18 protein-coding genes are annotated in these 17,649 nt (G+C 68.6%); 5 read left to right on the forward strand and 13 right to left on the reverse strand.

The features are described from left to right. The first annotated feature begins 9 nt into the window (after positions 1 to 9). Genes ACE3OV_RS09860 through ACE3OV_RS09875 form a run of 4 tightly spaced genes read left to right on the forward strand, consistent with a single transcriptional unit; the run spans position 10 to position 4,254 of the window. Positions 10 to 1,026, forward strand: coding sequence for a 4Fe-4S binding protein (locus ACE3OV_RS09860; protein WP_374326874.1), 1,017 nt, complete (start codon positions 10 to 12; stop codon positions 1,024 to 1,026). Then, positions 1,027 to 2,877 carry a nitric oxide reductase activation protein NorD gene (locus ACE3OV_RS09865; protein WP_374326875.1) on the forward strand — a complete coding sequence of 617 codons (1,851 nt, stop codon included), beginning with the start codon at positions 1,027 to 1,029 and terminating at the stop codon, positions 2,875 to 2,877. 4 nt (positions 2,878 to 2,881) lie between these two features. Then, complete coding sequence (locus tag ACE3OV_RS09870) at positions 2,882 to 3,625, forward strand: Crp/Fnr family transcriptional regulator (protein ID WP_374326876.1); 744 nt, start codon at positions 2,882 to 2,884, stop codon at positions 3,623 to 3,625. A gap of 20 nt (positions 3,626 to 3,645) precedes the next feature. Continuing rightward, on the forward strand, positions 3,646 to 4,254 hold the full coding sequence (locus ACE3OV_RS09875; RefSeq protein ID WP_374326877.1) for a hypothetical protein: 609 nt from the start codon (positions 3,646 to 3,648) through the stop codon (positions 4,252 to 4,254). 31 nt (positions 4,255 to 4,285) lie between these two features. Here ACE3OV_RS09875 and ACE3OV_RS09880 read toward each other — a convergent pair whose 3' ends face one another. From ACE3OV_RS09880 to ACE3OV_RS09935, 12 genes are all read right to left on the reverse strand, one after another. Continuing rightward, complete coding sequence (locus tag ACE3OV_RS09880; RefSeq protein ID WP_374326878.1) at positions 4,286 to 5,362, reverse strand: macro domain-containing protein; 1,077 nt, start codon at positions 5,360 to 5,362, stop codon at positions 4,286 to 4,288. Beyond that, positions 5,362 to 6,006 carry a DUF4433 domain-containing protein gene (locus ACE3OV_RS09885; RefSeq protein WP_374326879.1) on the reverse strand — a complete coding sequence of 215 codons (645 nt, stop codon included), beginning with the start codon at positions 6,004 to 6,006 and terminating at the stop codon, positions 5,362 to 5,364. The genes ACE3OV_RS09880 and ACE3OV_RS09885 overlap by 1 nt, the downstream gene beginning before the upstream one ends. A gap of 179 nt (positions 6,007 to 6,185) precedes the next feature. Next, entirely contained in the window at positions 6,186 to 6,665 is a 480-nt protein-coding gene (locus ACE3OV_RS09890; protein WP_374326880.1) for a hypothetical protein, read from the reverse strand. Further along, complete coding sequence (locus ACE3OV_RS09895) at positions 6,665 to 8,206, reverse strand: cytochrome D1 domain-containing protein (RefSeq protein ID WP_374326881.1); 1,542 nt, start codon at positions 8,204 to 8,206, stop codon at positions 6,665 to 6,667. The genes ACE3OV_RS09890 and ACE3OV_RS09895 overlap by 1 nt, the downstream gene beginning before the upstream one ends. Beyond that, positions 8,203 to 9,396, reverse strand: a complete 1,194-nt coding sequence (nirJ, locus tag ACE3OV_RS09900) for a heme d1 biosynthesis radical SAM protein NirJ (protein WP_374326882.1) — start codon at positions 9,394 to 9,396, stop codon at positions 8,203 to 8,205. Before nirJ ends, ACE3OV_RS09895 begins: the two co-directional genes overlap by 4 nt. A 3-nt stretch (positions 9,397 to 9,399) precedes the next feature. Continuing rightward, positions 9,400 to 9,918: an Lrp/AsnC family transcriptional regulator gene (locus tag ACE3OV_RS09905; protein WP_374326884.1), complete on the reverse strand. Its 519-nt coding sequence runs from the start codon at positions 9,916 to 9,918 to the stop codon at positions 9,400 to 9,402. Further along, on the reverse strand, positions 9,915 to 10,367 hold the full coding sequence (locus ACE3OV_RS09910) for an Lrp/AsnC family transcriptional regulator (protein ID WP_374326885.1): 453 nt from the start codon (positions 10,365 to 10,367) through the stop codon (positions 9,915 to 9,917). Before ACE3OV_RS09910 ends, ACE3OV_RS09905 begins: the two co-directional genes overlap by 4 nt. Continuing rightward, the gene (locus tag ACE3OV_RS09915; RefSeq protein ID WP_374326886.1) at positions 10,360 to 11,364 is read right to left on the reverse strand and encodes an Lrp/AsnC family transcriptional regulator; all 1,005 of its coding nucleotides are present in this window, start codon (positions 11,362 to 11,364) and stop codon (positions 10,360 to 10,362) included. The genes ACE3OV_RS09910 and ACE3OV_RS09915 overlap by 8 nt, the downstream gene beginning before the upstream one ends. A 1-nt stretch (position 11,365) precedes the next feature. Next, positions 11,366 to 12,559, reverse strand: a complete 1,194-nt coding sequence (locus tag ACE3OV_RS09920; RefSeq protein ID WP_374326887.1) for a cytochrome D1 domain-containing protein — start codon at positions 12,557 to 12,559, stop codon at positions 11,366 to 11,368. Positions 12,560 to 12,573: 14 nt separating this feature from the next. Further along, positions 12,574 to 12,897 (reverse strand): cytochrome c, encoded by a 324-nt coding sequence (locus ACE3OV_RS09925; protein ID WP_374326888.1) that lies wholly within the window; start codon positions 12,895 to 12,897, stop codon positions 12,574 to 12,576. 14 nt (positions 12,898 to 12,911) lie between these two features. After that, positions 12,912 to 13,232 carry a c-type cytochrome gene (locus tag ACE3OV_RS09930; RefSeq protein ID WP_374326889.1) on the reverse strand — a complete coding sequence of 107 codons (321 nt, stop codon included), beginning with the start codon at positions 13,230 to 13,232 and terminating at the stop codon, positions 12,912 to 12,914. Between the two features lie 52 nt (positions 13,233 to 13,284). Continuing rightward, complete coding sequence (locus tag ACE3OV_RS09935; protein WP_374326890.1) at positions 13,285 to 15,003, reverse strand: cytochrome D1 domain-containing protein; 1,719 nt, start codon at positions 15,001 to 15,003, stop codon at positions 13,285 to 13,287. A 187-nt stretch (positions 15,004 to 15,190) separates the two neighbouring features. On the opposite strand from ACE3OV_RS09935, the gene cobA reads away from it, so the two are divergent. After that, complete coding sequence (cobA, locus tag ACE3OV_RS09940; protein ID WP_374326891.1) at positions 15,191 to 15,982, forward strand: uroporphyrinogen-III C-methyltransferase; 792 nt, start codon at positions 15,191 to 15,193, stop codon at positions 15,980 to 15,982. Between the two features lie 17 nt (positions 15,983 to 15,999). On the opposite strand, the gene rtcR is transcribed toward cobA, so the two are convergent. Further along, positions 16,000 to 17,598, reverse strand: coding sequence for an RNA repair transcriptional activator RtcR (gene rtcR / locus ACE3OV_RS09945; protein WP_374326892.1), 1,599 nt, complete (start codon positions 17,596 to 17,598; stop codon positions 16,000 to 16,002). Between the last annotated feature and the right edge of the window lie 51 nt (positions 17,599 to 17,649).

Raw genomic sequence — 17,649 nt, forward strand, 5'->3', positions numbered from 1 at the left:
GGCGGGACGATGAACGGGGCAGGGGGCGCCGCCCGCCGGGTCATCCCGATCCGCAACGCCGCTGCGCCGGCGGGATTGCAGCGGCGACGGCTGGCCTGGCAGGCGGGCTTCTTCGTCCTCTTCGTGCTGGCGCCGGTGTTCGACCTCTTCCGTTACGACCTCAATGCCGGCCACGCCTGGCTGCTTGGCATGGAGTGGCGGCTCGGGCTCGACGACTTCATCGCCGGCCGCATCGGCGCCGGCGAGGCCGCCAGCAACGTGCTGCTGCGCCTGTTCCTGCCGCTGCTGGCCGGCGCCGCGCTGTTCCTCGGCGTCGCCCGCCGCTGGGGGCGGCTCTACTGCGGCTGGCTGTGCCCGCATTTTTCCGTGGTCGAAACCATCAACACGCTGATGCTGCGCGCCTCCGGCAAACCCAGCCTGTGGGAGAAGGAAATCCTGCCGCCGTGGCAGCCGGATGGCCGGCCGCGCCGCACCGACCGCCGCTGGTGGCTGCTGGTGGTGCCGGCGGCGGTGGCCTTCGCGCTGTGCTGGGCGGTGGTGCTGCTCACCTACCTGCTGCCGCCGGCCGAGGTCTACGGCAACCTGTGGCGCGCCGCGCCGACGCGCAACCAGGCGCTGTTCATCGGCGCCGCCACCGTTGTCCTCAGCCTGGAATTCCTCTTCGCCCGCCACCTGTTCTGCCGTTACGCCTGCGCCGTCGGCCTCTTTCAGTCGCTGATCTGGATCGGCAACCGCGACGCCATGGTGGTCGGCTTCCAGCGCGCCCGCGGCGCCGCCTGCAACGACTGCCTGCCGGACCGCCAGGCCGCCTGCGACATGGTCTGCCCGATGCGCCTCAACCCGCGCAACATCAAGCGCCACATGTTCACCTGCACCCAGTGTGGCCAATGCCTGAGCGCCTGCGCCGAGAGCCAGGCGACCAACCCGGACGGCCCGCTGCTGCACTGGGTGGCAGCGGACGCGGCGCGCCGCAACGAGGCCGGCTTCCGCCCCGGCAACCGCCTCGCCGACGAGAGAGACAATTAAATGGAAGAATGGGTCGGCAAGCTCTGGCATCGTTGGGTGACGCGCGCCGCCGGCGCCGAGTATCCGGCGGCGGCCGTCGAACTGAAGGCGATGCAGCGCCCGCTCGGCATCTATTTCCGCGCCCTCGGCGGCGACCCCGGCCTGCGTCTGGCCGCTGCCACCAACGATGCCCATGGCGCCCGCCGTTCCTGGCTGGCGCGCGTCGCCGGTAGCGGCGAACGGCAGGCGCAGGCCCGCATCGACCTCGCCAGCCTGCGCCTGCCGGCGCGGCTGGCGGTGTTCCCGGAGCGCGCGCTGAACCGCGACCTCTATTACTGGCTGGCGGCGCAGGCGGCCTGCCTGCACCGGCTGCCGGTGGCGCTTGCCGGGGCCGACCCGGCGACCCGCAACCAGGCGGCGACGGTCGCCGCGCTGGCCGATTTCCCCGGTCTGGCGACGCGTTACCAGCGCCTGGTCGCCGCCTACCTACCGCTGCGCCTGGCGCCGGCACAACTGCCGCCGGCCGAGGCGGCGCTGGAAAACGCGCTGCGTCAGGCGCTGCAGGAACCGGGCAGCGTCAGCGCATGGCCGCCATTGCCGGCAGATGCCGCGCCGGCCGCACCGGTACTGCTCTGGTGCGAGGCCGGCGCCCTTGCCGCCGGCACGCCGGGCAAGGCCGGCGACGGTGGCGCCGAGGCCGCCGGCGCGGTGCAGGACGGCGGCGCCCAGGCGCATCGCGCCGAGCGCGTGGATGCCGGGCCGCAGCGCGACGGCATCATGATGTACTTCCGCGCCGAAAGCCTGCTCTCGGTGGCCGAGTTCATCCGCGTCAATCGCGGCGTCGACGACGATCCCGATGCCAACGCTGCCGAGGTCGCTGCCGACCTCGACCGCCTGTCGCTGACCGAGGCGGCGCCCGGCGAGCGGGTCGCCTCGCGGGTGCGCTTCGACCTCGATCTGCCGTCGGCGGCCGAGGACGACATCGTGCTCGGCCCCGGCCTGCGCCTGCCGGAATGGGATTACCGCAAGAGCCGCCTGCTCGACGACCACGTCTGCCTGCAGGAGCTGGCCTCCCGCCATGCCGTGCCGACGCCGCTGCCGCCGCGCCTGCGCCGCACCGCGCGCCGCCTGCACCAGCAGTTCGCCGCCCTGCAGCCCGGCCGGCGCTGGCTCAAGGGGCAGCCCGACGGCAGCGAGGCCGACCTCGACGCCGTCGTCCGCGCCTGCACCGACCGCGCCTGCGGCCGCCATCCCGGCGAGCAGCTCTACCTGTCGCTGGAACGGCGCGAGCGCGACCTCGCCTGCCTGGTGCTCGCCGACCTCTCGCTGTCCACCGACGCCTGGGTGTCGAGCGAGGCGCGCGTCATCGACGTCATCCGCGACGCCCTGCTGCTGTTCGGCGAGGCGCTCGCCGCCACCGGCGACGCCTTCGCGCTGTGTGGTTTTTCCTCGGTGCGCCGGCAGCAGGTCCGCTTCCATCGCCTGAAGGATTTCGCCGATCCCTTCGACGACCGCATCCGCGGCCGCGTCCAGGCCATCCGCCCCGGCTACTACACCCGGCTCGGTGCCGCCATCCGCCGCGCCAGCCAGTTGCTCGACGCGCAGGCGGCGAGCCGGCGCATCCTGCTCATCCTGTCCGACGGCAAACCCAACGACCTCGACCTCTACGACAGCCGCTACGGCATCGAGGACACCCGGGCGGCGGTGCTCGAAGCGCGCCGCCTCGGCCTGCTGCCCTTCTGCCTGACGATCGACCGCGAAGGCGCCGGCTACCTGCCCCACCTGTTCGGGCCGCAGGGCTACGCCGTGCTGCGCAAGCCGGAGGAGCTGCCGCTCCATCTTCCCCTGTTCTACGCTCAACTGACGAGGTGAGGCCATGATGACCTGCATTCCCCGGCCCGATTTCGACGACCATGCCGCCAGCGACCCGGCGCTGCTCGAAGTGGCGCAAATCCTGTCCGGCACGCCGCTGTTCTCCGGGCTGCGCCCCGACGACCTGCTGCGCCTCGCCGCCGGCTGCCGGCGCGAACACTACGACAAGGGCAACATCCTGTTCCACAAGGGCGACCCCTGCCACGGCTTCTACCTGGCGCTGGAAGGCCAGATCAAGCTCGCCTTCATCTCCCAGGACGGTAACCAGAAGGTGGTCGAGATCATCCGCCCCGGCCAGACCTTCGGCGAGGCGGTGATGTTCATGGAGCGCCCCTACATGCTGATGGCGCAGGCGCTCACCGACTGCCGCCTGCTGCACATCGCCAAGGACGCGGTGTTCGCCGAACTGGCGCGCGACCCGCAGATGTGCCGCAAGCTGATCGCCGGCCTGTCGATGCGCCTGCACCACCTGATCGGCGACCTCGAAGCGCACTCGCTGCGCTCCGGCCGCGAACGCATCATCGGCTACTTGCTGCGCGAGGAAGAAATGGCCGGCCCGGTCGCCACCGCCGGCGCGGTGACGATCCGCCTGCCGACGCACAAGGGCACCATCGCCTCGCGCCTCAACCTGACCCAGGAACACTTCTCGCGCATCCTGCACGAACTGGTCGACGAAGGCCTGGTCGTCGTCCAGGGCCGCCTCATCCACGTTCCCGACATCGGCCGCCTGCGCGCCGGCCTCGTCTGACCTCGTCCAAGGAACCCGCCATGTCCTTCCCTGAGTTCTACGAACAGGTTCCCCGCCTGCGCCTGCGCGACCCGCTGGCCGGGCTGCTCGGCGCCAGCGCCGACGGCATCCTCGATTACGGCTATGTCGACGCGGTGCGCCTGGCCGGCCATTCCTGCCCCACCGTCGCCGCCGCCTACTGGCTGACCTGGCGGGCGCTGGCGCTGCTCTACGGCACGGCACTGCCGGTGCGCGGCGAAATCCGCGTCAGCTTCCGCCAGCCGCGCGACGAAGGCGTCACTGGCGTCACCGCTGCCGTCGTCGGTCTCCTCACCGGCGCCGCCGGCAGCGAAGGCTTCAAGGGCCTGGGCGGTCGCTACGCCCGCCGCGGCCTGCTCAACTTCGCGGCGACGATCCCGCTCGACCTGCGCTTCGAACGCCTCGACACCGGCGCCCGCGTCGACGCCGCCGCCTATCCTCAACAGGTGCCCGCCGATCCGGCGCTTTCCGACCTGCTCGCCGCCGTCACCTTCGGCACCGCCGACGCCGCCGCCCGGCAGCGCTTCGGCGAAATCTGGCAGGACCGCGTCGCCCGCCTGCTCACCGAACACCGCGATGATCCGGCGGTGTTCGATTTGCGAGTTGCGTGAGGGGGGGGCCGGATTTTGCCGAGTCCGGCTCTCAAGCCGGCACGGTGGTCGCTTGTGTCAGCCGATTCAGGGCAATGCCCAGCGCCCGGTCGTCGAACAGGCGTTCCTTGCGCGTCGCCGCGTCCGGGCCGCCGCGCCAGCGACGCAGCCCCGCGCGCAGGGCAGGAACGGTGGGGGCGACGCCTTCGCGGGCAAGCAGCCAGTCCACGGTAGCCAGCAATTCCATGCCAAAGGGGGATTCGAAGCCATCGATCAGTGCGGCGGTGGATTCCAGCGCTTGCGTGTAGGCTTTTGCCTCGCTCTTGAGATAGGTCTGTACGAAAGCCTTGCGCTCATCGTCGAACCAGATCACGTCCAGCGGATCGGCATCGCTGATACGTTTTTCCGAGTGCAGGTAGCTGCCGTCGAGATTGTTCAGCAGATGGTCAAGTCGGTTGGCGTAGGGGCCGTACTTGTGCGGCGCGAACTGCAGGTTCAGCGGGTTGTCGCCGGGGTTGTGACGCTCGATGGCGCGCTCCAGGAACCACGCCAGCTTCTGTATCTCCAGTAGGCTGCACTCCATGCCCAGCACCCAGTAGCGGCGCACCAGTTCGGCAATCAGTGCGCGGGCCGGGGTGAGCTTCTCGACGCCGCTGCGCTTGGCTACGTTCTGATATTGTCTGGTGGGCTCGAACACCAGGATGTCGATATCCAGGTCGCCCAGTGCCCGCTCAATCTGTTCGCGTACCTCGGCCCATTCCAGGCCGCCATTGCCCGCACCCAGTGGCGGAATGGCAATGGACTTGACCTGCTGCTCAACCAAGAAGCGCTTCAAGTCCTGCAGCCCTTCAACAATCCACTCCATGCGCGAGGGCGCCCGCCAGTGCTGCTTGGTGGGGAAGTTGACGATCCACTGCGGGCCATCCAACTCGTGTACCTGCGTCACGAACATCTTGCCGGTTTGCACTTCCCTGGCTTTGCAGGCTGCAGCGTAACGGCGGAAGTTCTCGTCGAAACGCTCCTTGAACATCAGCGCGATGCCCTTGCCCATCACCCCGACGGTGTTGACCGTGTTGACCAGCGCTTCCGCGCGGGCCGCCAGCAGATTGCCTTGAGTGAATGTGATCATCAGAAGTACCACCCTGTTCTGGCGTGAACCGGCAGGTTCAGGTTTCTGGCCTGTATTTCCGGTTCGATACGTTGTTTCAATGCTTCCGTATAGCACACGATGCCGCGAAGTCCGCACACCGGCAAGTGCTGATGAACCAGCGCTTCAGCCTGATAGCGCTCGAATTTGGCGGGGTCTTCCGGGTCCCGCTTGAAGTCCCGCCTTTGCAGCAGGGGCCAGTCGATCTTGTCCAGATCGGCAAGGTCAGCGTAAAAGTTTGCCCACTGGTAGTAGGCGTGGCTATCGGTAAATAAAAACCGCAAGCCCAGTCCGGCAATGTGATGCAGGCTGGAGACCAGAATCACGATTTCCTCGTTCGGACGTTTCGGTATACCGCCCCAACCGGTGTGGATGTTGCGCAGCATGGGCGAAAACGGCGTGAAGTAGAACGGCACATAGTCGTTCAACAAACCTCCGGGCGGCAAAGGGACCGGGTGATTGGCCCGCTTGTCGATCAGTTCCGGGTTGCCGATATTTACCCAGGCTGGCGCCTTCAGCGCACTGTTGCCGCAGTGGAGGCCGTTGTCCAGAATCCACGGCAGGTTGTCGCGATGGACAATGCGCCAGATCAGCGCCTTCTCGGGATTAAGGTTGGGGTAAATCATCAAGGCTCAATCGCCGTGGCATCGTGCGTACCTGAGGGGCGAATACCGACTATGCAACGCTTCATGGCGAATGAATTGGAACGCCCAAAAAATCGGCGTTCATTGTATCAGTCCGACTCAGGCATGACGAGACGCCGGGAGTGACGTCAAACTGTTCTATTCCACTGGCCGCAATTCCCTCAACCCCACCCATGCGCCCCGGCCACCGCGAAGCCGGTGGTGAGCAGGCTGAGGGTCAGCAGCAGCCAGTGCAGGCGGCTGAGGAGGCGCAGCGGCAGGGCGGGGTCGCGTTGCGCAAGGTGGCGCAGCAGGCGGTGGAAGAAGAGCGGTTCGATGACGAAGAGGAGCAGCGTGAAGAGCAGGTAGATGGCCAGCATCGCGTGCATCCAGAAGGCGTCGAGGGTGGCGAAGCGGAACCAGAGGTCGAGTTTCCAGACCATGAACAGGCCGCTGCCGCCGACCAGTTGCGTGGTCCAGCGCGCCTGGCGGCCGAAGCCGCGTTCGTAGCGTTCGAATTCGGCGAGCTGGGCGGCGACCGGGAAGTCGCGGCGGATCGCCGGCAGCAGCGTGGTGGTGACGAAGGCGACGCCGCCGATCCACAGCACGACGCCGATCACGTGCGCGGCGCGGGCCAGCCAGAGGGCGCTGAAATCGTCCATCAGTGGCTGGTTCCTTCGTCCTTGCGCGTCTTGTTCCAGACGTTGTACTTGCCGACCGGCTTCTTCATCGGCAGGCGCTTCACCTCCTGCAGCGTCTGCATGTCGTAGACGACCAGCGCGCCGTCCATTTCCCACAGGCTGGCGAGCGCGTAGCGGCCGTCGCGGGTGAATTCGACGTGGGCCAGCGTCTGGCCGGGCGGGGCGGTGAATTCGCGCACCACCTCGAGGCTTTCCTTGTCGATCAGTTGCAGGTGGTTGCGCCCTTCGCGGCTCATCATCGAATCGACGAAGGCGTAGCGCGACTGGCTGTGGCTGCGCAGGAAGAAGCCGGGGCCGCGGGTCGGGATGGCCTTGACCAGCTTCCAGTCGTTCATGCCGATGACGCTGACTTCGCCGGTCTTCAGGTTGGTCGAGGCCATCACCGGCCTGCCCTGCCAGGTGAAGGTGATGCCGGAGCCGAGGTGGGGCATGCCGGGCAGCGCCAGGTCGGCGACCTTGCGCCGGATGTCGAGGTTGACCACCTGGCCCTTGCCGTCGCGGCTGGCGCCCATGACGTGGGTGTAGCTCTGATCGAAGAAGAAATCGTCGAGCACGGTGTCGAGCGGCGTCCGCCGCGGATGCAGGTAGCCGGGGCGGGCGATCGCCTCACCCATCCGGTAGTCGTGCACCAGGCCGTCGTGGATCGGCGCCGCCTGCTCGTCGTAGCTGATTTCCCAGACTTCCGGCAGGTCCTTCAGCGCGGCGATGAAGCTCTTGCGCGGCGAGGCGTCGTACACCGCCGAGACGCGCGAGCTCTGGCGGCCGTCCAGGCTGCTGGCGGCGATCGTCTTGACCAGGCGCAGCTCGCTGTCGAAGACCACCAGGTTGCCGGGCAGGGTGTTGGCGACGATGACCAGGCGACCGTCGCCGGAGACGGCGGCATTGCGCGTGTTGAGGCCGGCGCGGACTTCGGCGACGGTGGTCAGGTTCCAGAGGTCGAACTTGCTCAGCCAGCCGTCGCGCGAGGCGAAATAGACGTAGCGGCCGTCCGGCGAGAACTTGGGGCCGCCGTGCAGGGCGTAGCGCGAGGTGAAGCGGTGGATCGGTTCGAGGCGGTCGCCGTCGAGGATGCTGACATGGTGGTCGCCGCTTTCGACGACGACGAAGAGGTTGAGCGGGTCGGCGCTGAACACCGGATGGTCGGCGAGCCTCGCCGGATCGACGTGCTCGATGCGCGAGGCGCGGATGTCGGCCTCGCTCCAGGCCGGCGCCGGCGTCACCGGTTGGTAGAGGTAGTCGGCCAGCGCCTTGACTTGGGCGTCGTCGAATGTGGTGGCGAAGGCCGGCATCTGGGTGGCGATGCGGCCGTCGCGGATGGTCTTTTCGGCTTCCGGGCGGCGCAGGCGTTCGAGGCTTTCCGGCAGCAGCGCCGGGCCGATGCCGCCGAGGCGGTCGGCACCGTGGCAGGAAGCGCAGTGCTGGCGGTAGAGGGCGGCGGGTTCGGCGGCGCTGGCGAAGAGCGGCCAGACGATGGCGAGGCAGAGCAGGAGGCGGGCATTCATGCGACTTTCTCCAGGCGGGTCCATGGCGTGGTGCGGATGCGTTCGCTGGCGGCGCCGCCGATCTCGGCGTCGTCGAGGTAGCAGCCGGGGTCTTCGGCCCATGGGTTGGCGGTGACCTGCTCGGCGCGCACGCGCGAACTGCCGTTGCAGATGGCAAGGTAGCGGCAGCCGGCGCAGCGCCCTTCGAGGCGGCGCGGATGTTCGCGCAGGCGTTCGAGCAGCGGGTTGGCCGGGTCGCTCCAGATGGCGGAGAAGGGCCGCTCGCGGACGTTGCCCAGGGTCTGGTGCCACCACATGGTGTCCGGGTGCACGTTGCCCAGGTTGTCGATGTTGGCGACGTTGACGCCGCTGGCGTTGCCGCCCCACTGGCGCAGCTTGGCCAGCAGTTGGGGCAGGCTTTGCGGGCAGCGGCGGGCCGCCCAGTGCAGCAGGTAGACGCCGTCGGCGTCGTTGTTGCCGGTGACGAATTCCTTGTCCTCGCCGCGCCGCAGGCTGTCCAGGCAGGTGTCGAACAAGAGGTCCATGGCGGCGCGTGTGCTGGCGTGGCGGGCGTCGTCGGCGCGGTGCTTGTTGCCGCGGCCGGCGTAGTTGAGGTGCGAGAAGTAGAACTTGTCGATGCCCTCGTCGGCGACCAGGCGCAGCAGCGCCGGCAGGTCGTGGGCGTTGTCCTCGGTCATCGTGTAGCGGACGCCGACCTTGATGCGCCGTTCGCGGCACAGCCGCAGCGCCGCCAGCGAGGCGGCGAAGGCGCCTTCCTGGCGGCGGAAGCGGTCGTGCGTGGCGGCCATGCCGTCGAGACTGATGCCGACGTAGTCGAAGGCGATGGCGTCGATCAGGTCGATGTTGTCGCGGTCGATCAGGGTGCCGTTGGTCGACAGCGCGACGTAGAAGCCGAGGCGCTTGGCGCGGCTGGCGATGCTGTAGATGTCCGGGTGCAGCAGCGGCTCGCCGCCGGAAAGGATGAGCACCGGCACGCGGAAGGCGCGCAGGTCGTCCATCACGGTGTTGATTTCGTCGGTGCTCAGCTCGCCGGGGAAGTGCTTGTCGGCGGAGATCGAGTAGCAGTGCTTGCAGGTCAGGTTGCAGCGGCGCAGCAGGTTCCAGATCACCACCGGGCCGGGCGGGTGGCGGCGCGGACCGGTCGGCGTCGGCTGGTCGATTTCCCTGAGGAACTGGCTGATGCGGAACATGGTTCAGGTCTCCCGGGGGCCGGCGCCGAGGCGCAGGCCGGTTTTCTTGAGGATGCGGCTGGAAAACAGGATGTCGCGCGCGCGCACCACGGCGCCGCATTCGCGTTCGACCAGCGCGGCCAGCGCCGCCAGTTGGGCGTCCACTTCGGTGCGCTGGCGACCGTGCAGCATGGCGAACAGGTTGTACGGCCAGTCCGGCAGGCGGCGCGGCCGGCGGTAGCAGTGGCTGACCGCCGCCTGCCGGCCGAGCAGTTCGCCGACCCGGTCGACGGCGGCGTCGTCGATGTCCCAGACGCTCATGCCGTTGGCCGTGTAGCCGATGGCGTAATGGTTGGGCACGGCGCCGATGCGGCGGATGGCGCCGCGTTCGAGCATCGCCTGCAGGCGCTCGATGACCTGCGCCTCGCTGACGCCGAGGACGGCGGCGATGCTGGCGTAAGGGCGTGGCACCAGCGGCAGGCCTTCCTGGGTGACGCGCACCAGGCGGCGCTCGAAGGCGTCGGGGGCGGTGGGCGCGTTCATGCCTGCAAGCTCAGGTCGACGAAGTATTCCCTGTCCTTGGGAAAGGGCAGCACCGGCAAGCCGCTCGCCGCCTCGATGGCGGCGCAGGTGGCGGCGATCTCCGCCGGCGTTTCGGTGGCGAGCACGAACCACATGTTGAGGCGGTGTTCGCGCCGGTAGTTGTGGGCGACTTCGGCAAAGCCGTTGACGATGCCGGCGACCCGCTCGAAGTCCGCTTCCGGCACCGCCATCGCCGCCAGGCAGAAGGCGCCGCCGAGGCGTTCGATCTGGTAGAGCGGGCCGAAGCGGCTCAGGGTGCCGGCGTCGCGCAGGGCGCGCAGGCGTTCGAGCAGTTCGCCCTCGCTCAGCCCGAGCGGCGCCGCGGCGGCGGCGAAGGGCGCCGGGCAGAGCGGGAAATCGCCCTGCAGGGCGTTGATGATGGCGCGGTCGATGGTATCGAGCTCAGTCATGGCAGGCTCCGGCGGAAAGTTGGTAGCGGGCGCCGCACTGCTTGAAGCGGCGGCGGCTGAACAGCACCTGACCGGGGTGGCGGTCGAGCCCGGTGCGCCCGGCCAGCGCGTCGCGCAGTTGCAGCACGCCCTCGCGGCTGCGGCCGTGGATCATGCAGTAGAGGTTGTACGGCCAGTCCGGCATCTGCCGGCGCCGGCGATAGCACAGGGTGACGCCGGGTTCGCGCGCGAGTTCGCGGCCGAGCGCGTCGATGCGCTCTTCCGGGACGTTCCAGACGCACATCGCGTTGGCCACGTAGCCGAGTTCATGGTGCCGGACGACGACGCCGAAGCGCTTGAGCAGGCCGCTGTCCAGCCATTCGGCGAGGCGCGACAGCAGCCAGGCCTCGCTCACCCCGGCGGCGGCGGCGACCGGCGCGTAGGGGCGCTCGCACAGCGGCAGGCCGTCGGCCAGGGCGCCGAGCAGGGCGCGGTCGATGCCGTCCAGGGCGCAGGCCGGGGCGCCGCCCGTCGCCGGCGCGGCTGGCCGGCGGCCGGGCGGGGCGGCGAGGTCGAAGCCGAGGTCGATGTGGTAGGCGGTCTGCAGCGGCAGTTCGAGCAGCGGGCAGCCAGTTTCGTTGGCGATCCGGGCGAGGACGCCGGCGAGGTGCGCAGCATCCGGGGCGGTGGCGACGAACCACAGGTTCCAGCGGTGTTCGCGCTCGTAGTTGTGGTTCACTTCGGCGTAGGCGCTGACCTGCGCGGCGACCGCGTCGAGGCGCTCGTCCGGTACCGCCAGCGCGGCCAGCGTGCTGGTCCCGGCGCGATGCGGCGCGACCACCGGGCCGATGCGGGTGAACAGGCCGTCGGCCTGCCAGCGCCGGTAGAGGTCGAGCACCGCCGCCGGCGTCAGGCCGTGCGCCGCGCCGATCGCCGCGAAGGGCTCGGGGCACAGCGGGAAGCGCTGCTGGTAGTCGTTGAGCAGCGGCAGGTGGGCGGCGAGGCTGTCGGCAGGCATCTCAGAACCCCATGCGGAAGGCGCGCTGGGTGAAGAAGATGCCGCTCGGGCTGCGCGCCGGCAGCGTCTCAAGCAGGCGCTGGCTGGCCGTGTCGAAGACCAGCACGGCGTTGTCGTCGCGCGCCGAGACCCAGACCTGTTCGCCCTTGGCCGAGAATTCAAGGTGCAGGATCGCCCGTCCGGGCTGCAGCGTGGCGCTCACCTGCTGGGTCAGCGGGTCGATGACCTGCAGCCAGCCGTTATCGGGGAAGGCGAAATTGACCCAGATCTGGCGCCCGTCGGGGCGCGCCATGACGAAGACCGGCTGGCTCTTGACCGGAATGCGGCCGACTTCCTGCCAGCTCGTGGTGTCTACCACCAGCACCTCGTGGCGGCCGATCGCCGGCAGGTAGGCGCGGCCGCCGGCAATCGCCCAGCCGCGCAGGTGCGGCATCTTGTACACCGGCAGCGGCGCTTCGCCGCGACCGTAGCCGGCGAGGATGCGGCGGGTGCCGAGTTCCGGCTGCCAGGTGTCGAGCAGGGCGAGGCCGTCCTCGCCGAACAGGCCGGCGATGTAGTAGCGGCCGTCCGGCGTCACCAGCGCGTCGTAGGGCTGCTTGCCGGCAGGGAAGCGCTGGGTGCGCGGCTGTTTCGGGTCGGACAGGTCGGTGATGCGGATTTCGCCGGCGTCGAACAGCGCGTAGGCGAAGCGATTGCCGCTCAGGTCGGCGAGGCCGACCACCTTGGAGCGCTGGCCGTCACCGTAGTCGGCCGGGACGTCGGCAAGCAGTTCGAGGGTTTCGGCGTCGAAGGCCTTGATGCCGCCGGGTTCGTAGTTCTGGGCGACGACCAGGCGGCCGTCCTGCGAGATGGCGCCGCCGATGCTGTTGCCGGCCTGGACGATGCGCCGCTCGACGCGTGCCTGCAGCAGGTCGACCTTGCTCAGCCCGCCGTCGCGGCCGAAGACGTAGGCGTAGCGGCCGTCGCGCGAGAAGACGACGGAGGCGTGCGAGAGGTCGCCGAGGCCGGCGACACTGGCCAGGCTGCGGCGGGCGAGGTGATCGACGATCTGTACCTGACCGTCGGCGCGTTCGATGACGACGCCGAGGCCGCCGCTGCCGCGCAGCGGCGCCTGGCTGGCGCAGGCGGCGAGAAAGATGAGCGGCAGGCAGGCGAGCAACCTGCGGCAGCGGGCGAGGGCGGGGGTGGCTGGCATGGCGGGAGTCCGTTTCATTCGGCCGGGAAGCCGCGCTGCAGGCGGTCGACGATCCATGCTGCTTCGGTTTCGTCGAGCAGGCCGCGGAAGGGCGGCATCGGGGTGGCGGGGCGGCCGTGCAGGATGGTCTGGGCGAGACCTTCGGCCGGCTTGTCGGCGAGGGCGGCCGGGGTCAGCGGCGGGCCGAGGCCGCCCTTGAGGGTGAGGCCGTGGCAGGAGCCGCAATCCTGGCGCACCAGGTGCACCAGCCGGCGTTCGGCAGCGGCGTCCGGGGCTGCCGCCGCCGCGCTGAGGCAGGCGGGCAGCAGCAGCAGCAGCAGGGCGAGGCGGGGGCGCATGGCGCGGCCGGCGCTCAGACGCCGCCTTTCAGGATCCAGGCGACGACGGCCTTGAGGTCGGCATCGCCGATCTTGGCCGCCGGGTTCGGCGGCATCGGGATCGCCCCCCAGGCGCCCTTGCCGCCCTGGCGCACCTTGTCGGCGAGCTTGGCCGGCGCGCCGGCATCGCCCTGGTACTTGGCGGCGATGTCCTTGAACGCCGGGCCGACCAGTTTCTTGTCCTTGGCGTGACAGGCCAGGCAGCCGGCCTGCTTGGCGATCGCTTCGGACGCCGTGGCGGCCAGCGGCAGACTGGCGCCGAGGGCGAGGGCGACGGGAAGAATCAGGAATTTCATGGCTTTATCCTCCGGAAGCGGAACCGGCCGGGCCGGTTCCGCGCGGCACGGGTCAATAGACGTCGTGCTGGGTGTTGTGCAGGTTGAACTTGCCGGTCGGCGTCACCAGGCGCGAGTCCTTGATCACCGCCTTCAATTTGCGCGTCTTGTCATCGACGACGACGATCGCCGACTGCTGGTTCTTCGCCGACCACACCGAGAACCACACTTCGTCGCCGGCCAGGTTGTACTCCGGCTGCAGCACGCGCTTGGCGCCTTCGCCGACGCCGGCCCATTCGGCGATCGGCAGCACCTGATAGCCCTTGCCCAGGTTGTCGATGTCGAAGACGGCGATCGACTGGCTGACCTGCGGGTCCGGATTGAGCGCGGTGTCGACCCAGAGGTTCTTCGACTTCGGATGGGTCTTCAGGAACAGCGAGCCGCCGCCCTGGCCCTTCAGGGTGTCTACGACCTTCCAGGCCTGCTTCGGATGCTTCTGCGGATCGGTGCCGATCAGGCTGACCGTTTCGTCGCCGAGATGGCCGGTCGCCCACACCGGGCCGAACTTGGGATGGACGAAGTTGGCGCCGCGTCCCGGGTGCGGAATCTTGCCGACTTCGATCAGGGCGGCCAGCTTGCCGTCCTTGGCGTCGACCGCGGCAACCTTGTTCGACTGGTTGGCGGCGACCATGAAGTAGCGCTTCGAGGCGTCCCAGCCGCCGTCGTGCAGGAAGCGGGCGGCGCCGATCTCGGTGGTCTTGAGGGCGTTGATGTTGCTGTAATCGACCATCAGGATCTTGCCGGTTTCCTTGACGTTGACCACGAACTCCGGTTTGAAGTGGGAGGCGACGATCGAGGCGACGCGCGGCTCCGGATGGTATTCCTGGGTGTCCACGGTCATGCCGCGGGTGCCGACGATCTTCAGCGGCTCCAGGGTGTCGCCGTTCATGATCGTGAATTGCGGCGGCCAGTAGGCGCCGGCGATTGCGTACTTGTCCTCGTAGCCCTTGGCCTTCGAGGTTTCGACCGAGCGCGCCTCGAGGCCGATGCGCACTTCGGCGACGTTGTCCGGCTTCGGCATCCACAGGTCGATCAGGTTGATCTTGGCGTCGCGGCCGATCACGTACAGGTAGCGGCCGGACGCCGAGGTGCGCGAGATGTGCACGGCGTAGCCGGTCTTGACGATGTTGATGATCTGCTTGCTGTCGCCGTCGATCAGGGCGATTTCACCGCTGTCGCGCAGCGTCGTCGAGAAGATGTTGTCCAGGTTGTAGCTGTTCATCTTCTTGGTCGGCCGTTTTTCCGGCGGCACGATCACCTTCCAGGTGTTCTTCATCTCGGCCATGCCGTATTCCGGCGGCTGCGGCGGGGTCTGCTGCACGTAGCGGGCCATCAGGTCGACTTCGGCGTCGGTCAGTTCGCCGGAGGTGCCCCAGTTCGGCATGCCGGCCGGCGAACCGTACTGGATGAAGACCTTCAGGTAGTCGGTGCCCTTGTCGAGGGTGATGTCCGGGGTCAGCGGCTTGCCGGTGGCGCCCTTGCGCAGCACGCCGTGGCAGCCGGCGCAGCGTTCGAAGTAGATGCGGCGGGCCTTGTCGAATTCCGCCTTGGTCATCGGCGGCGCCTTCGGGTTGATGTCCTGATACATCTCGACATTGGCCAGCGGCGAACCGCCGGCGTGGTACTGCACATCCGCGGCGTCCTTCTTCGCGTTGTCCGCGAAGGCGACGCCGATGGCCAGGGGAAGCATTGCCAGTCCCAGCGACCGTTGCAACCATTTATTCCGTTTCATTTTCCTCTCCTTGAGAACCGCTCCGAAACACGCTGCCGTTATTGACGGTGCGGGCAGTATCTTTTTTTCATGCCGGGGAAATCCTTGATGTCTCTTAATTTTTTCCGTCCGGCGAGCAGATAGAGTGGTTTCGTCGCTGGCCGGCAGGCATCGTCCAGCCGCCGGATCGGCATCGCGGAGGAGAAAAATGAGGGCTATCGAACGAGAAGTTTTTGGCAAGGTCTACCTGGTCGGCGCCGGTCCCGGCGACCCGGAGCTGCTGACCCTGCGCGCCGCCCGGCTGCTCGCCCGGGCCGAGGTGGTGGTCTATGACCACCTGGTCGGTCCGGGCATCCTCGATCTGCTGCCGGCCAGCGCGCGTCGCGTCTATGCCGGTAAGGAAGCCGGCCACCACGCGCTGCCGCAGGAGGAAACCAACCGCCTGCTGATCGAACTGGCCCGCGAAGGCATCAGCGTGATCCGGCTGAAGGGCGGCGATCCCTTCATCTTCGGCCGCGGCGGCGAGGAGATGGAGGCGCTGGAAGCCGCCGGCATCGCCTGCGAGATCGTTCCCGGCATCACCTCGGCGGCCGGCGTCGGCGCCTACGCCGGGATTCCGCTGACCCACCGCGACCACGCCCGGACCCTGATCTTCACCACCGGCCACCTCAAGGACGGCAGCCCCGACCTCGACTGGCCGGCGCTCGCCCGGCCGCAGCAGACGGTGGTGATCTACATGGGGCTGGGCGCGCTCGCCATCATCTGCCAGCGCCTGATCGAACACGGCCTCGACCCGGCGACGCCAGGCGTCGTCGTCCAGTCGGCCAGCACCTCGGCGCAGCGCACGGTGCACGCGAGCATCGCCGAACTGCCCGACGCGGTGCGCGACGCCGGACTCAAATCGCCGTCGCTGATCGTCATCGGCCCGGTGACCGGGCTCTACCGGCCGGAACGCGAGCGCGAGTGCTGCATCGCCGCGCGCGTCGTCAGCGTCGTCTGAGCGGGGGCGGCGTCAGCTCAGCGGCGGGCGCCGCTCTTCAGCGTCTCGAAATCGAGCGCGAAACGGGCGAGGTATTTGCGCAGGCGGTCGGCGTCGTTGCTCTGTTTCTTCCCGGCGCGGGAAATCGCGAACAGGCGGCGGCCGGCCTCGGAAAGGCTGGGGCTGTTGCGGCAGGTGTCGATCACGGTATTCAACTGGCAGCGCTCGAACAGGTCGAGCTGCTCGGCAAGCTCGCCGAGCACCAGGGCGCTGGCGTCCGCCGCCGGTTCGTCGGCCCAGGTGGCGGTGAGGCGGGCGATTTCGTCGGCGACGTCGCTTTCCGTGATGCGGCCGGCGCTGGCCAGCGTGGCGAGGCGGGTGAGGGAAGCGCCGAGTTCGCGGAAGTTGCCGTGCCAACGTGCGGCCTGTGAGGTGGCGAAGGCCAGGTAGCGGCGCCGCGCTTCGACGTTGAAACGCACCTGCTGGCCGTGTTCGGCGGCGAAGCGTTCCAGCTCGTAGTCGAGGTTGGGCTCGATGTCCTCCGGGCGACCGGCGAGGCCGGGCAGGTCGAAGGTCCACAGGTTGATGCGGGCGTAGAGGTCTTCGCGGAACTTGCCCTGGCGCACCCACTGGCGCAGGTCACGGTGGGTGCCGGCGATGAGCTGGAAGTCGCTGCTCGCTTCCTGGTCGCTGCCGAAGGGGAAGAAGCGTTTTTCCTCGATGGCTTTGAGCAGCATCGCCTGTTCGTCGAGGCCGAGTTCGCCGATTTCGTCGAGGAAAAGCAGGCCGCCGTCGGCGGAACGGAGCAAGCCGGGGCGCTCCTGCTGGGCGCCGGTGAAGGCCCCCTTGCTGTGGCCGAAGAGGGTGGACATGGCCGAATCGCCGCGCAGCGTGGCGCAGTTCACTTCGATGAAGCGGCCTTTCAGTTGCTGGCGCTGGCGTTTCAGTTCAAAGACGCGGCGGGCGAGGAAGGACTTGCCGGCGCCGGTCGGGCCGACCAGCAGCATCGGCGCGCGCGAACGGCCGGCGACCTGTTCGATCTGCTCGATCATCCGGTTGAACGCCGGGTTGCGCGTGGCGATGCCGGATTTGAGGAAGGACAGGTTGTCGTCGCGCTCCCGGGCGAAGCGCTGGGCGATGCGGTCGTAGCGCGACAGGTCGAGGTCGATGATCTCGTAGCTGCCGACCGAATTGGCGATCTCCTTCTTGCGCGGCGGCGAGGTCTGCAACAGGCGCGCCGGCAGGTAGTGCGCCTCGGCGAGCAGGAACCAGCAGATTTGCGCGACGTGCGTGCCGGTGGTGATGTGGATCAGGTAATCCTCATTCTCGGTATCGAAGGGATAGCTGCGCGCCAGATCGTGCAGGGCGGTGTACACCTCCTCGAAATCCCAGGGATCGCGCAGTTCCATTTCCAGCCGCTTGAACTCGGTTTCCGGCGAGATGCGGGCGACGTCGTTGCCGATGCGCTCGGCCAGGCCGCGGTTGCGCAGGTCGTGGATCAGTTCCAGACGATGAACGACCAGGTCTTCCTGCTGGCACAGGGCGACTGTCGGCCGCCACTTGTCCCAGCGCGGGCTGCCCTTGCCGGCGTAGTCGAGCTGGGTGCCGAGAAAGCCGATGACGACGGTTTTTTTCATGGTGACGGGGAATCTGGCGGCGCAGTCCGCCTGAAGACTGGAAAAATTTAT

This window comes from Azonexus sp., from assembly GCF_041909095.1.
GTDB lineage: Bacteria > Pseudomonadota > Gammaproteobacteria > Burkholderiales > Rhodocyclaceae > Azonexus.

Excerpts from the sequence above, each read along its gene's own strand:
- ACE3OV_RS09860 (WP_374326874.1), top strand. The coding sequence starts at position 10 with ATGAACGGGGCAGGGGGCGCCGCCCGCCGGGTCATCCCGATCCGCAAC.
- ACE3OV_RS09865 (WP_374326875.1), top strand. The coding sequence starts at position 1,027 with ATGGAAGAATGGGTCGGCAAGCTCTGGCATCGTTGGGTGACGCGCGCC.
- ACE3OV_RS09870 (WP_374326876.1), top strand. The coding sequence starts at position 2,882 with ATGATGACCTGCATTCCCCGGCCCGATTTCGACGACCATGCCGCCAGC.
- ACE3OV_RS09875 (WP_374326877.1), top strand. The coding sequence starts at position 3,646 with ATGTCCTTCCCTGAGTTCTACGAACAGGTTCCCCGCCTGCGCCTGCGC.
- ACE3OV_RS09880 (WP_374326878.1), bottom strand. The coding sequence starts at position 5,362 with ATGATCACATTCACTCAAGGCAATCTGCTGGCGGCCCGCGCGGAAGCG.
- ACE3OV_RS09885 (WP_374326879.1), bottom strand. The coding sequence starts at position 6,006 with ATGATTTACCCCAACCTTAATCCCGAGAAGGCGCTGATCTGGCGCATT.
- ACE3OV_RS09890 (WP_374326880.1), bottom strand. The coding sequence starts at position 6,665 with ATGGACGATTTCAGCGCCCTCTGGCTGGCCCGCGCCGCGCACGTGATC.
- ACE3OV_RS09895 (WP_374326881.1), bottom strand. The coding sequence starts at position 8,206 with ATGAATGCCCGCCTCCTGCTCTGCCTCGCCATCGTCTGGCCGCTCTTC.
- nirJ (WP_374326882.1), bottom strand. The coding sequence starts at position 9,396 with ATGTTCCGCATCAGCCAGTTCCTCAGGGAAATCGACCAGCCGACGCCG.
- ACE3OV_RS09905 (WP_374326884.1), bottom strand. The coding sequence starts at position 9,918 with ATGAACGCGCCCACCGCCCCCGACGCCTTCGAGCGCCGCCTGGTGCGC.
- ACE3OV_RS09910 (WP_374326885.1), bottom strand. The coding sequence starts at position 10,367 with ATGACTGAGCTCGATACCATCGACCGCGCCATCATCAACGCCCTGCAG.
- ACE3OV_RS09915 (WP_374326886.1), bottom strand. The coding sequence starts at position 11,364 with ATGCCTGCCGACAGCCTCGCCGCCCACCTGCCGCTGCTCAACGACTAC.
- ACE3OV_RS09920 (WP_374326887.1), bottom strand. The coding sequence starts at position 12,559 with ATGCCAGCCACCCCCGCCCTCGCCCGCTGCCGCAGGTTGCTCGCCTGC.
- ACE3OV_RS09925 (WP_374326888.1), bottom strand. The coding sequence starts at position 12,897 with ATGCGCCCCCGCCTCGCCCTGCTGCTGCTGCTGCTGCCCGCCTGCCTC.
- ACE3OV_RS09930 (WP_374326889.1), bottom strand. The coding sequence starts at position 13,232 with ATGAAATTCCTGATTCTTCCCGTCGCCCTCGCCCTCGGCGCCAGTCTG.
- ACE3OV_RS09935 (WP_374326890.1), bottom strand. The coding sequence starts at position 15,003 with ATGAAACGGAATAAATGGTTGCAACGGTCGCTGGGACTGGCAATGCTT.
- cobA (WP_374326891.1), top strand. The coding sequence starts at position 15,191 with ATGAGGGCTATCGAACGAGAAGTTTTTGGCAAGGTCTACCTGGTCGGC.
- rtcR (WP_374326892.1), bottom strand. The coding sequence starts at position 17,598 with ATGAAAAAAACCGTCGTCATCGGCTTTCTCGGCACCCAGCTCGACTAC.